Source organism: Shewanella oncorhynchi, from assembly GCF_012584455.1.
In the GTDB taxonomy this organism is placed as follows: Bacteria; Pseudomonadota; Gammaproteobacteria; order Enterobacterales; family Shewanellaceae; genus Shewanella; species Shewanella oncorhynchi.
On sequence record NZ_JABAEB010000005.1, the window covers coordinates 259,089 to 273,053 of the forward strand.

A 13,965-nucleotide genomic window follows, 5' to 3' on the forward strand; every position below is an offset into this window, starting at 1 on the left:
AGCACTTAATCCATTTACTTTAGTCAATCCAGCCTAGTCAGTTCATTCTAATCAATTTTCTCGGCAACCCGCTCAACCCTTACCGAGCAGACCTTATATTCAGGGATAAAAGCGACAGGATCGAGTGCATTGATGGTGAGTTTATTCGCCGCAGCTTCCACAAAGTGGAAGGGCAGGAATAGTACGCCAGCTTGGGCTCTTTTCGTCACAAAGGCGTCGATTTCAATTTCACCGCGACGGGTTGTGAGTTTGATTTTATCGCCATTGCCTATGCCGAGTTGCTCGGCATCGTAGACTGATATCATTACTTTAGGCGAGCCGAGTAAGTCGAGTCCAGCCGTTTTACGGGTTAAGGTGCCTGTGTGGAACTGTTCCAGTAAACGTCCGGTCGACAGAGTGAGCGGGTACTCACTGCAGGGCATTTCTGCGGGTAAGCGATAACTTACTGGCGTGAACTTGCCTAAGCCGCGGGTGAATTGACCTTGGTGCATGATGGGCGTTCCCGGATGGGTTTCATCTGGACATGGCCATTGAATGCCTTGGGGAATTTTACCGTCAACTCCAGTGCTTAATCGCTGCCAAGTAATGCCGCGATATTGTGGTGTCAGCTCATTGATTTCCTGCCAAATCGCTTCTTCATTAGGGTAATCCCAAGCGGCACCCATCGCATTGGCAATGGCTTGGACAATTTGCCAATCGGGCAGGGCTTCACCTGGCGGTAGCAGGGCCTGTTCGAGTCGCTGCACTCGTCGTTCAGTATTAGTGAAATGACCGCGTTTTTCGACAAAGGCTGCGGCGGGCAGAACCACATCGGCAAGCTCGGCGGTTTCGGTGAGGAAGATGTCCTGCACCACTAAAAAGTCGATTGCATTAAGCGCCCTAAGCACATGGGCTTGATCTGGGTCGCTTAATACGGGGTTTTCGCCCATTACATATAAAGCCTTGATTTTCCCTTTGGAAATATCATGCATCATATGGGTTGCGGTCACGCCAATTTCTCCCGATAACGGCGTTTGCCAATGTGCCTCGAAACGCATTCTGGCATGAATGTCGGTGACTTTTTGGTAACCACTGAAGAAGTTAGGCAGTGCGCCCATGTCACAGGCACCTTGCACATTACTTTGTCCCCGCAGTGGATTAATCCCCGCTCCTTCAACTCCAATATTGCCGCATAGAAGTTGTAGATTAGATATGGCGGTGACATTGTCGTGTCCCGTCGTGTGCTGGGTAATGCCCATAGCATAGTAGACTGCGGTTTTGTCTGCAGTACCTATGGTGCGTGCGATGCGGGCGATATCTTCGGCTTTAACACCTGTTATCAAGGCTGCGTTTTCTAGGCTGTAATCTACTTTTTTGAGTTCAGCATAGAGAGCATCCACGCCTTCGGTGCGTGCGGCAATGTAGCTTTTATCCTGCCAGTCGTTGCGGATAATTTCCGCCATAATCGCATTGAGTAGCATGACGTCAGTGCCGGGTCTGTGGGCGACATAAAGCTGTGCACTGTCGGCAATGGCAACACGTTTAGGGTCGGCCACCATTAGTCTCGCGCCATGCAAAGCCACGGCTTGCTTAATTTTCGAGGCGATGATCGGGTGAGCACTGCTGGTGTCTGAGCCTATGATAAAAATCACATCCGATGCTTGAATGCTCGGAATGTCATTGGTCATGGCGCCACTGCCGATACTTTGCTGTAGCCCAGTGACTGTAGATGAATGACACAGACGGGCACAATGGTCGATGTTATTGGTGCCGAGTATGCTTCTGACAAATTTTTGCAGGAGGAAGTTTTCTTCATTAGTGGCTTTTGCCGAGGCCAAACTTGCCAGTGCATTGCTGCCATATTGCTGTTTTATTTGCAGTAAATGTTCGGCCACATAGGCGATAGCTTCAGGCCAACTACTCGGCGTGAGCTGGCCATTTTTACGAATGAGTGGCGTGGTGAGGCGTTTTTCACTGTGAATAAAATCGAAGCCAAATCGCCCTTTGACGCAGAGCATGCCTTGGTTAACCACAGACTCTTTATTGCCCTCAATATGACGGATCTGATTCGTGCTGGTATCGATTTTAAGGTCAAGCCGACAGCCTACGCCGCAATAGGTACAAATCGTTGAGGCGGTTTTGAGTGGCGTTTCATCGCCTTGGCGTTTGTCCCGCGCATCGACGAGTGCGCCTGTTGGGCAAACCTGCACACAGTTGCCGCATTGCACACATTTGCTGTCGGCCATGCTAGCGCTAAAGCCGACTCTCGGTGCACGGCGCGTGGCGGTTTCGCTTATGTCTTGCGGCAGCGCTTGATAGGAATCATGGGCAAATTGAATCGCACAATGGCCACTCTGCAACTGGCACACATCGACGCACTTACCGCAGCTAATACAACGATTTGCATCAAATTGAATGAACGGACTCGATTTATCGACCGAAAACTTACGCGCGCTTTGAGTGCTGAGTGACTTAGGTTCGACATGGTAGTCGGTCGCATAGTCCCTTAATTTACAATCCGTATTGGCTTGGCAGGCGCATTCGAGGCAGCGAGCAGCTTCTTGCATGGCGGCATCGGGAGCAAAGCCTAGCTCGACTTCGCCGTAATTGAGTAAACGTTGCACCGCGTTCAATTCGGGCATGGTTAAACGGGCTTTACGTGCGACAGAGGGGTAGAGTTCGGTAGTTGGCAAGCCTTGTTTTATTGTGTTACCGACTGCTTTTGATGAATTAAATTCAGTGGCATGCAGCTCGCAACTTAGGCCTTGTTTGAGCAATTTATCTATGGCAATTGCGGCTTTATTGCCGTCGCCTATCGCGGCGACTGCGGTAGCAGGGCCGCGGCGTGCATCCCCCACCACAAAGAGTTTTTCAACCCCGGACGACATAGTGTGCTCGCAGCCAATAAAGGTATTCCAGCGGCTGAGAGCGAGTTCACCATTGCTTAAGTGGCTCGCGGGATCTTGCATAAAACTCATATCGGGAGTTTGTGATACTGCGGCTATCACAGTGTCGAAATCTTGAGTAAAGGTTTCACCAGTATCAACGGGAGCGCGTCTGCCAGAGGCATCGGCTTCGCCGAGTGCCATCTTAGCGAAGGTGACTGAATGGACTCTACCTTGCACATCGCTATGGTTTTCAAGCGGATTGGTTAAAAAATGAAACTTCACCCCTTCGACTTCGGCCTCATGTACCTCGTAAGCTTCGGCGGGCATTTCTGCGCGGGTGCGACGGTAAATTAGGGTGACATCGCAACCTTCACGCACTGCTGTGCGGGCGCAATCAATAGCGGTATTGCCACCACCAATGACGGCGACTTTCTTACCTAAAACAAGTGTCTTTTCGAGACAATGATCTTTTAAGTAATCGACACCTAAGTAGCAACCCGCGAGTGTGCTGCCGGGATAATCCATAGGCACAGCTTTTTGGGCGCCAATGGCGAGACAGACGGCATCAAAATCTTCAACTAATTGATTTAAATGTATCTCGTGACCGAGACGTGTTTCTGTGTGTATGGTTAAGCCATTGCGGCACAGGAGTGCGATCTCCTTGTCTAGTATCGCCTTAGGTAAACGATACTCAGGAATGCCATAACGTAGCCAACCACCAGCCTGTGGCATAGATTCGAATATCTCAACGCTATGGCCTTGGTTTGATAAGTAATATCCGGCACTTAACCCTGCTGGACCCGCACCGATAATCGCGACTTTTTTGCCCGTGTCGGTTTGGCGTGGCGGCACATAACTCATGCCCCCATTTTCGCCATCAGCTAAATCGAGATCGGCGGCGTGGCGTTTTAATTGACGTATGGCAATGGGCTCATCGACCAGCCCGCGGCGACATTGTGCTTCACAAAAAGCAGGGCAGACACGGCCAATGGATAGTGGCAGCGGCAAAGTTTGTTTAATGACTTTAACGGCTTCAGTATGGTTGCCTTGGGCTATGTGATACAGGTAACTCTGCACATCGACGCCCGCGGGGCATGCTTGTTGGCAGGGGGCTTCGCAATCGGCAAAATGATCGCTCAAGATCTCAGTCAGCGATTGTTTGCGTTTTTGACTTAAGAATTCAGACTGAGTTATGACTCGCATGCCGACTGTGGCGGACGTTTCACAGGCGCGTACGCAGCGCAAACTGGCGTCAGAATTCTCAATCTGGACGACACACAAATTGCAGGCTTGCTTGTCTGCATGCTCGTGAACGCCTAATTGCTGCGAGGCTGCGCTGGGATCACATAAGCTGGGTATTGCTATGCCAGCAGCATGCGCCACTTGCAGTAGGTTATCGGTCGGATTAACCGACAACACTTGGTCATCAATTCGAAGTTCTATCATCCCATGGCCTTTTTATATGTAGGGTGCTTAGCTGCTATAGCGCGGGGCTGCAGGCTTAGGTTGTTTCGAGTATACCTAGACAGCTTTAGAAGACGCTTATGGGCAAGTGAAGTTTGCTGCAAAATTGCAGCTTGAATCACAAACCCGCCCAGATTGTGCGCTGGTGAATGTTTGTTCTGATTTAGTCGTGATGGGGTTGGCGTTATCAGGCCTTTTTAGTTGTGTTTCCTTTGATATTATGGGGATTTTTTAGGCAGGAGAGCGCTTGTGTGTCAGCCATTGGCCTCGCGCATAGCACTATCTTGGCTAAATTCTTGGCTAAATTTAAGTAAGATCACAGTCTTAACTCATTGCTTTTTGTTAGTCTCGGCTTTAGTGCTGTGGTCTTTTAGCTTGGAAAATAATCCTTGTTATCCCATTTAATGAACAGTGCACCCCTAGGTTTACCAGTCTGGTTAGGTTAAAATGCGCGGTTGCAAATACTGTTAATCACTGCCCCTTTTAGTGGAAGATCAATTAAAGCGGCCAAATAAAGAAAGTTGAAAACTCATGTTTGAAGTTAATCCAGTAAAATTCAAAATTAAGGAGCTTGCCGAGCGCACGGAGCTTCTTAGGGGGTATCTTTGACTACGATGCCAAAAATGAGCGTCTAGAAGAAGTTACCCGTGAGCTTGAAAGTTCAGAAGTGTGGAACGACCCAGAGCGCGCCCAAGCCTTAGGCAAAGAGCGCGCCAGCCTAGAAGCTGTGGTCAAAACCATAGACGATATGGACTCAGGTCTTGAAGATGTTGAAGGCTTACTCGAGCTGGCTATTGAAGAGGAAGACGAAGATACCTTCAATGAAACCAGTAAAGAGCTGGATTATCTCGAAAGCCGCCTTGCCGATCTTGAATTCCGTCGTATGTTCTCCGGCCCGCAAGATGCGTCAAACTGTTATTTAGACATTCAGTCTGGTAGTGGTGGTACCGAAGCCCAAGATTGGGCCAACATGGTGCTGCGTATGTACCTACGTTGGGGCGAAGCCCATGGCTTTAGCCCTGAGTTGATGGAGGTGACCGATGGTGACGTGGCCGGTATTAAAGGCGCAACCATTAAGTTTACTGGCGAATATGCGTTCGGTTGGTTACGCACTGAGACTGGCGTGCACCGTTTAGTACGTAAGTCGCCATTCGATTCATCGGGTCGTCGTCATACATCATTCTGCTCTGTGTTCGTTTATCCAGAAATCGATGATGATATTACGATTGATATCAACCCATCGGATCTACGTATTGATACTTACCGCGCATCGGGCGCGGGTGGTCAGCACGTTAACAAAACGGAATCGGCGATTCGTATTACCCACTTACCGACGAATACCGTTGTGCAGTGCCAGAACGACCGTTCACAGCATAAAAATAAAGATGCTGCGATGAAGCAGCTGAAAGCAAAACTGTTTGAGTTAGAAATGCTCAAGCAAAATGCCGACAAACAGGCCGCAGAAGACGCTAAGTCTGATATCGGCTGGGGCAGTCAAATTCGCTCTTATGTATTAGACGATGCCCGCATTAAAGACTTACGCACAGGCGTTGAAACCCGCAATACTCAAGCGGTACTCGATGGCGATCTGGATAAGTTTATCGAAGCCAGTTTGAAATCTGGGCTGTAATTAATTCAAGGTATAGACGAGAAATAAGATGACTGAACAAGTAATTGATGAGAACAAACTGATCGCCGAGCGCCGTGCCAAGCTAGAAAGCATCCGCCCAAATTGTAGTGCTAATGCCCATCCAAATACCTTCCGTCGCACCCATAAAGCGGCTGAATTACAAGCACAGTATGGTCAAAGCACTAAAGAAGAACTCGAAGCCTTAGGTTTTAAGACCAGCATCGCTGGCCGCATCATGGCAAAACGTGGTCCTTTCTTAGTGATCCAAGACGTGTCTGGCCGTATTCAAGCTTACGCTGAAAAAAGCGTACAAGCTGATTTGAAAGAGCGTTTTCAAGGTCTGGATATCGGTGACATCATAGGTGTAACCGGTCAGCTGCATTTGTCTGGCAAAGGCGACTTATACGTCAACATGGAACAGTACGAGTTACTGACCAAGGCGCTGCGTCCATTGCCTGCGGACTATTATGGTCTAGCCGATCAAGAAATGCGTTACCGTCAACGTTACGTGGATCTCATCGTTAACGAAGATTCGCGCAATGCCTTCATCATGCGTTCTAAAGTGGTTTCTGCAATTCGTAACTTCATGATCAAAAAAGAGTTCATGGAAGTTGAAACCCCTATGATGCACGTGATCCCTGGTGGTGCTTCGGCCCGTCCTTTCATCACTCATCACAACGCCTTAGACATGCCAATGTACCTGCGTATCGCGCCAGAATTATATCTGAAGCGTTTAGTGGTAGGTGGTTTTGAGCGTGTGTTTGAAATCAACCGTAACTTCCGTAACGAAGGTCTGTCGCCACGTCATAACCCAGAATTCACTATGATGGAATTCTATATGGCTTATGCTGACTACAAAGATCTGATGGACCTTACCGAAGAAATGCTCAGCTCGATTGCTATCGAACTGCTTGGCAGTGCGCAAATGCCCTACGGTGAGCACACAGTCGATTTCGGTGGCCCATACGCACGTTTAAGCATGTTAGAAGCGATTCAGAAGTACAATCCTGATAACGCCACTATCCAAGCTATGACCTATGAGCAAGTGAAAGATGTTGAATTCATGCGCGATTTAGCGAAAAGCTTAGGCATGAAGATTGAGAAGTTCTGGACCTGTGGTCAGCTGCTTGAAGAAATCTTCGGTGAAACTGCTGAATGGCAATTGATGCAACCAACGTTCATCACTGGCTACCCAGCGGACATTTCGCCATTGGCACGTCGTAATGATGACAACCATTTCATCACTGACCGTTTCGAATTCTTCATCGGTGGCCGCGAAGTGGCTAACGGCTTTAGCGAGCTGAACGATGCTGAAGATCAAGACAACCGCTTTAAAGCACAGGTTGACGCGAAAGATGCAGGTGACGATGAAGCTATGTTCTACGATGCAGACTATATCACTGCACTGGAACACGGTTTGCCACCCACGGCAGGTCAAGGTATTGGTATCGACCGTTTAGTGATGTTGTTCACTAACACTCATACTATCCGTGACGTGATCCTGTTCCCTGCTATGCGCCCACAGGCGTAATGCAGTCGAACAAGGTATTTCGGTTAGTCATTTTATCGACGATGAATGAGTGGGAATTGGCTAAACAGTAAAAGGTTTACTCATTAGCTGACAATCATAGTGATAAAATGCACCATAAAAACCAGCCATTTGGCTGGTTTTTTGTTTTCTAGAACTTTTTAAAAGGCGTGATTATTAAAGATACAACTGGATAAGCTATGTTGTTACAGCTGAATTTTTATAAAAGCACAAATTAGCTATAAACTATTTGGCAAGTTTACATTCTTTAACATTCTTCATGCCTTCACCGTCAGTTACTGACTGCAACCCCGCACCGCCAACAAAAACACCTATTTTTATATATTGCTCGATAAAGTAGTTTTTACCACCTTCTGTCGATAGTTTTAAATTATTTTCACTGAATTCTGATTCGGTAGAAAGTGTTTGCTCACCTGGTTCGACTTCCTTGTAGAAGTAGACTTTATTAGCAGATTCGCCAATCATCTCACCATTAATATAGATATTTTTCTTTAGAGCCTGACCCGCAAAACTATTGCGGTATATATAAATCCCTGTTTTATTGTCAGCTGGCTTCTGGAATGTCTTAAGCTTTGCATCTTCCTCTTGTGAAGCCATTGGTACTGTGGCACAACCTGAGAGTAGAAGGAAAATGGCCAGCATAGGCGTTAGAAGTTTTTTTAACATGATTTGTCCTTAAATAAGTGTCTTATTTTAATTGTAAAAATATAAGCTTTTGTTATTTAGATAAATTTATCTTTATTTATAACGCTTTAATTTATTGAGCTTTTAAAGTTATTAAATGTGTTATCTCCTTTGGGATCGTTTGAACATTCAACATGAATGCCATAACATGGGCAGAATGTATGGAATGTCATGTTGGTAAAGTCAGCTATTATCATTTTTGTGCAAGAGCGCTCGGCCAAAAATAAGTTATTATAAAGTCATTAAGAGGCAGGTTAATGGTGTTTTTATTCTTGCTAAATATAACTTAAGTTTTATTGGTTTGCTAATGGTTTATTTTAAATTTTGTGATGTCAAATAGTAGTTTTCTTTGTTTTCTGTTATTTTTGAAAGCTAGTGAGTTTTTTGTTTTTGGTCTTTGATTTTTTCTTGCGGTTTTACGGTTTTTATAAATCGTAAAATGATTAAGTAATAAGTCGCTAGCGCTTAAGGTAGTTTTGTTTATGTTGCTGATTAACTAATTTAGACTCTATTGCAATATGAAGTTATAGAATGGATTAGGTTTATTACTTGGGTAGGAGTTAAGTGGTCTGATATTTAGCTCAATTTATAAAGAAGTTTTAAATCAGCAATGAGTTAATTATTATACTTAAGGTTACTTGTATGCCCATGGTTAACTTAGTAGGTGTTGACTGACTAGCTTAGTACTACTAAATCGTGGAATAGAATAAGGACGATGAGAGGAACTCAGTTTTAGCATGATAAGTACTGTTGCAGATAAATTGAATACTTCATAGGGATTATTTTTAAACGCGTTTGTTCATCTATACCCACTCGTACGGCTGTTTCAGATAATCAACCCGACATTAGTCTAATAGTGTGTTGCTTGACCTCAGTCGCTAACTCAATGAAACTCTCCATTAAATCACCTCCTACTAAAGTATGGATAATTAAATAATGTTAATTTTCTTTATTTGTATCGCACTCTTAGTGCTTGCATATAAGTTCTATAGCCCCTTTGTTGAGCGGCAAGCGGGTATAGATCCTAAAGCGATTACACCACAGGCGAGATTCGAAGATGGCGTCGATTACGTTCCGGTTCATCCGGCTAAAGCGTTTCTGATCCAGTTCCTCAATGTCGCTGGTGTGGGGCCGATATTTGGCCCGATCCTCGGTGCACTTTACGGCCCAATAGCCTTAGTGTGGATTGTACTGGGGAATATTATTGGCGGCGCAGTACATGATTATTTTTCTGGCGTGCTCAGCATAAAAGAAGACGGTAAGAGTCTGCCAGAGATTGCGGGCCACTACTTTAATATTTACTTTAAAGGCGTGATGTTGCTGTTTACGGCTATGCTGCTGTTTTTTGTGGGCGTGGTCTTCATCATGAGCCCCGCAGGTTTGCTGAGTAATCTCGATTATTTTAAAGACACCATCTTTGGCAATAATACCTTCTGGGTGTTAGTGATTTTAGTTTATTACTTTTTAGCGACTATGCTGCCGATTGATAAAATCATCACTAAATTATATCCCGCATTTGGTTTGTTGATGATAGTCATGACAGTTTCTATCGCCGTTGCTCTAATGATCAATGCGCCGCAGTTACCTGAAATGGGTGATGTGTTTGCCTATTTCGACCACAGCCATTACAACAATGAGTTACTCGAACCAAATCCAGATGGACTACCTGTTTGGCCACTATTATTTGTGACTATTACCTGTGGTGCGATTAGCGGTTTCCATTCAACTCAAGCGCCCATCATGGCTCGTTGCTTGACGAATGAGAAGTATGTTCGCCCTGTGTATTATGGCGCTATGGTTGCTGAAGGTATCGTTGCTTGTGTATGGGCAACGGCGGGTATTGCAGCTTTCCCTGGCGGTTATGTTGAGCTTAAGAGTTTGCTCGACCAAGGGGGCCCAGGTTTAGTGGTTAATCAAGTGGCAACTACGTATTTAGGTGTTGCGGGCGGTATTATGGCGATTGTGGCCGTGGCTATCTTCCCTATCACCTCTGGCGATACCGCATTTCGTTCGCTGCGTTTGACAATTATCGATGCCTTCCATATTCCGCAAAGTATGCGTAATCGTTTATTGGTTGCAGTGCCTATTCTGACCATTGCGTACTTTATGACGAAGATCGATTTCTCTTTGATTTGGCGTTACTTTGCCTTCTCAAATATGCTGCTATCAACCAGTGTGTTGTGGTTAGCGACTAAGTATTTGTTCGATCGCGGGACCTTCCATTGGATTGTTAGCTTACCAGCGATTGGCGGCACCAGCGTTACTGTGTCTTATATTATGACAGCGGGTATTGGACTAGGCTTACCGCAACCTTTGAGCCAGCCAGTGGGTATTGCAGTCGGGGTTATCTGTTTAGTTGCCCTGATCATTGCACACAATAGACGCAAACCTGTGGCAGAAGTTAAATAGTCCGTTATTCCATAGTTTTACCCAATAACAAACAAGGGCTGCATTTTGCAGCCCTTGTTTTTTTATGATTGGTATCATTCTACTATCCTTTAATAGCTTATTTTAGAAAGGGTAATTTTTGCTGAATATTTTTTAATGAGCGGATTCATCGCGTTTCATCTAGAGGTAAGGTAAGGTCGTTAGACTGGTTTTTATTTCTCTATTGAAACGATTAGTCTGTGGTAGAGAGCGTTAAGCAGTACAAACTTGCGGCAAAAGTCATTTAGATTTTATTTACTTGAATATTTTTTGCGAACAGAAGGAGAGCACGTTATGTCTGAGAACAAATGTCCTATGCACCATTCTGCTGGTGGCACCTCGAATCGAGATTGGTGGCCTAAACAGCTCCGGCTCGATATTCTGCACCAACACTCTTCTTTATCTAATCCTTTGGGTGATGACTTCAATTATGCTGAAGCCTTTAAATCCCTCAATTTAGCTGCTGTAAAGCAAGATCTCCTTGCATTAATGACGGATTCACAGGACTGGTGGCCTGCAGATTTTGGCCACTATGGGCCGCTATTTATTCGTATGGCATGGCACAGTGCCGGCACCTATCGTACCGGTGATGGACGTGGCGGAGCGGGGAGCGGTAATCAACGTTTTGCACCGTTAAACAGCTGGCCAGATAACGTAAACCTCGATAAAGCACGCCGGCTCCTTTGGCCGATTAAACAAAAATATGGCAATAAAATCTCTTGGGCCGATTTGATGATCCTCACGGGTAATGTCGCGCTGGAATCTATGGGATTCAAAACCTTAGGTTTTGCTGGTGGGCGAGTCGATATTTGGGAACCCGAAGCTGATATTTACTGGGGTGCGGAAAATAAATGGTTAGACGATAAGCGTTACTCGGGAGAGCGAGATCTTGAAGATCCCCTCGCCGCAGTCCAAATGGGGTTGATTTATGTTAACCCTGAGGGACCCAATGGCGACCCAGATCCTTTCGCTGCCGCCGTTGATATCCGCGAAACCTTTGCCCGCATGGCGATGAATGATGAAGAAACCGTAGCCTTGATTGCCGGAGGTCATACTTTTGGTAAAACCCATGGTGCAGGTGACGCAGCATTAGTCGGACCTGAGCCAGAAGCCGCAGGTATTGAACAGCAAGGGCTAGGTTGGCAGAGTCGCTATAAAAGCGGTAAAGGTGGCGATACTATTTCCAGTGGCCTCGAAGTGACTTGGACCTCAACACCAACCCAATGGAGTAACAATTTTTTTGAAAATCTATTTGGATATGAATGGGAACTGACTAAGAGCCCTGCGGGTGCCCATCAGTGGATACCTAAAAATGGCGCGGGTAAAGGGGTGATCCCCGATGCGCACGATGCTTCAAAACGTCATGTGCCAACCATGTTGACCACCGACCTTGCACTGATCTTCGATCCTGATTACGAGAAAATATCACGTCGATTCTTTGAAAATCCCGATGAGTTTGCCGATGTATTTGCAAAAGCTTGGTACAAGCTGACACACAGAGATATGGGGCCATGCACACGCTATTTGGGTCCTGAAGTGCCTGCAGAAACGTTTCTTTGGCAAGACCCCATTCCTGCGGTTGATCATCCCCTGGTTAATGAGCAGGATGTTACTGATCTCAAACTGAAGATTATTGGTTCTGGATTAACGATTTCAGAAGTCGTTGCCACTGCTTGGGCCTCGGCTTCTACCTATCGCGGTTCTGATATGCGCGGTGGTGCGAACGGTGCTCGAATTCGACTCGCACCGCAAAAAGATTGGCCAGTGAATCAGCCTGAACAGCTCGCTAAGGTGCTCAAAGTGCTTGAGAGTATTCAGTCTGAGTTCAATCAAGGAGGTAAGAAAATCTCCCTTGCTGACTTGATTGTGCTAGCAGGTTGTGTCGGTATTGATCAAGCGGCTAGAAATGCGGGGGTTGAAGTGACGATTCCATTTACGCCGGGTCGTATGGATGCCACGCAAGCACAAACTGATGTGGAGTCTTTTGCGGTACTTGAACCTGTCGCAGATGGCTTTAGAAATTATCATCCCACTCCGTTTTCTGTTTCGGCGGAGGAGTTATTGGTCGATAGGGCGCAATTACTGACCTTAACTGCGCCGGAAATGACAGTGCTTATTGGCGGTCTGCGGGTGTTAGATACTAACTCTGATCAGTCAAAAACGGGTGTCTTGACTGCGCGTCCTGAGTTTTTGACCAATGACTTTTTTGTTAACTTGCTCGATATGGGGACGACGTGGAAACCCACTTCCAAAGCGGAGGATATGTTTGTGGGTATTGATCGCGTCAGCGGCCAGCAAAAGTGGACTGCAAGTCGTGTTGATTTGATCTTTGGCTCTAATTCGCAGCTGCGTGCACTCGCAGAAGTGTACGCGAGCAGTGATGCACAGCTGCGATTTATCGATGATTTTATCGACGCTTGGACTAAGGTGATGAACTTAGATAGATTCGATCTTCGCTGAGCTTATATTTATTAGTCTTTTTAGTAGTAGATTGGCCCAATTTAGGCGCAGCTGGGGTTAATGCAGACTGAGCGTTTAAGTGGATTTTCAGTTAAATGATCGCCTAATCCAAAGTGGTTAAGCGGTCATTTTTATTCATGTGATTTGACGCTCATCAATTTAGGTGGAATATGAATATTCAGCAAATGTCGGGTTTAGCCATTTTACAGGCAATGGCAAGGGGTGAATTACCCGCACCTTCTATCTCTCTCACTATGCCAATGTCGCTGGTTCAAGCCGACGAAGGAACGGTGACATTCCATGCGACTGCCGATGATAAGCACCTCAACCCATTGGGCGGTGTTCATGGTGGTTTTGCCGCGACTGTATTGGATTCGGTTACAGGTTGCGCCGTGCATACATTGCTTGAAGCGGGTGTCGGTTACGGCACTATCGATTTGAATATTAAAATGATTCGACCTGTGCCTAAACATCAAGTGTTAGTGGCTGAGGGCAAGGTGATCAATTTATCTAAGTCTTTAGGTATTTCGGAAGGTACGCTAAAAACGCAGGATGGAAAACTGCTCGCCACTGCTACGGCGACTTGTATGATTTTAAGGCCATAAACAGATTTTGCGGGCTGGCGATATTATCTCTTCGAGTTAACATGCTGAGCAGATAATTAACCTATGCCGAAGGTGCACTTTATCTTCAGATATTAAGTCGACGGCCTTCTTGCTGGCAGTGAAGTTTTTATGGGCGTGAATTCAGTAAATAACGGAATTTTTTAATCATATTTTCATAAATAGGCCTCAAGATTGAAAATAGCTAGCATGCCATATTCCATTCGACAGAAAGTATGCTAGATTCTGGCGAATTGTTGCTGATCGCTGTATTGTTACCTC

Annotated in this window: 7 protein-coding genes; 5 read left to right on the forward strand and 2 right to left on the reverse strand. The window is 45.9% G+C overall.

Annotated elements, in window-relative coordinates; genetic code table 11:
• Positions 1-47: 47 nt before the first annotated feature.
• On the reverse strand, positions 48-4,313 hold the full coding sequence (gene fdhF / locus HGO26_RS09910) for a formate dehydrogenase subunit alpha (protein WP_168824899.1): 4,266 nt from the start codon (positions 4,311-4,313) through the stop codon (positions 48-50).
• Positions 4,314-4,862: 549 nt separating this feature from the next.
• Here fdhF and prfB point away from each other — a divergent pair.
• Positions 4,863-5,961, forward strand: a protein-coding gene (prfB, locus tag HGO26_RS09915; RefSeq protein ID WP_168824900.1) for a peptide chain release factor 2 whose coding sequence is annotated in 2 segments (ribosomal slippage) — positions 4,863-4,937 and positions 4,939-5,961 — 1,098 coding nt in all. Because the reading frame shifts where the segments join, the coding sequence is not laid out codon by codon here.
• A 28-nt stretch (positions 5,962-5,989) separates the two neighbouring features.
• Entirely contained in the window at positions 5,990-7,492 is a 1,503-nt protein-coding gene (gene lysS / locus HGO26_RS09920) for a lysine--tRNA ligase (RefSeq protein WP_168824901.1), read from the forward strand.
• 243 nt (positions 7,493-7,735) lie between these two features.
• On the opposite strand, the gene HGO26_RS09925 is transcribed toward lysS, so the two are convergent.
• On the reverse strand, positions 7,736-8,176 hold the full coding sequence (locus HGO26_RS09925; RefSeq protein ID WP_105250059.1) for a DUF2846 domain-containing protein: 441 nt from the start codon (positions 8,174-8,176) through the stop codon (positions 7,736-7,738).
• A gap of 954 nt (positions 8,177-9,130) precedes the next feature.
• Between HGO26_RS09925 and HGO26_RS09930 the strand changes: the two genes are divergently transcribed.
• The 3 genes from HGO26_RS09930 (at position 9,131) to HGO26_RS09940 (ending at position 13,686) form a co-directional block, all read left to right on the forward strand.
• Positions 9,131-10,603, forward strand: a complete 1,473-nt coding sequence (locus HGO26_RS09930; RefSeq protein WP_105250058.1) for a carbon starvation CstA family protein — start codon at positions 9,131-9,133, stop codon at positions 10,601-10,603.
• 312 nt (positions 10,604-10,915) lie between these two features.
• Positions 10,916-13,081 (forward strand): catalase/peroxidase HPI, encoded by a 2,166-nt coding sequence (gene katG / locus HGO26_RS09935; protein WP_168824902.1) that lies wholly within the window; start codon positions 10,916-10,918, stop codon positions 13,079-13,081.
• Positions 13,082-13,251: 170 nt separating this feature from the next.
• Positions 13,252-13,686, forward strand: coding sequence for a PaaI family thioesterase (locus HGO26_RS09940; RefSeq protein WP_028761608.1), 435 nt, complete (start codon positions 13,252-13,254; stop codon positions 13,684-13,686).
• Positions 13,687-13,965 lie beyond the last annotated feature (279 nt).

What these genes read in the sequence shown, in the direction of transcription:
- HGO26_RS09940 (WP_028761608.1), top strand. Translation starts at nt 13,252, where the DNA reads ATGAATATTCAGCAAATGTCGGGTTTAGCCATTTTACAGGCAATGGCA.
- fdhF (WP_168824899.1), bottom strand. Translation starts at nt 4,313, where the DNA reads ATGATAGAACTTCGAATTGATGACCAAGTGTTGTCGGTTAATCCGACC.
- HGO26_RS09930 (WP_105250058.1), top strand. Translation starts at nt 9,131, where the DNA reads ATGTTAATTTTCTTTATTTGTATCGCACTCTTAGTGCTTGCATATAAG.
- HGO26_RS09925 (WP_105250059.1), bottom strand. Translation starts at nt 8,176, where the DNA reads ATGTTAAAAAAACTTCTAACGCCTATGCTGGCCATTTTCCTTCTACTC.
- lysS (WP_168824901.1), top strand. Translation starts at nt 5,990, where the DNA reads ATGACTGAACAAGTAATTGATGAGAACAAACTGATCGCCGAGCGCCGT.
- katG (WP_168824902.1), top strand. Translation starts at nt 10,916, where the DNA reads ATGTCTGAGAACAAATGTCCTATGCACCATTCTGCTGGTGGCACCTCG.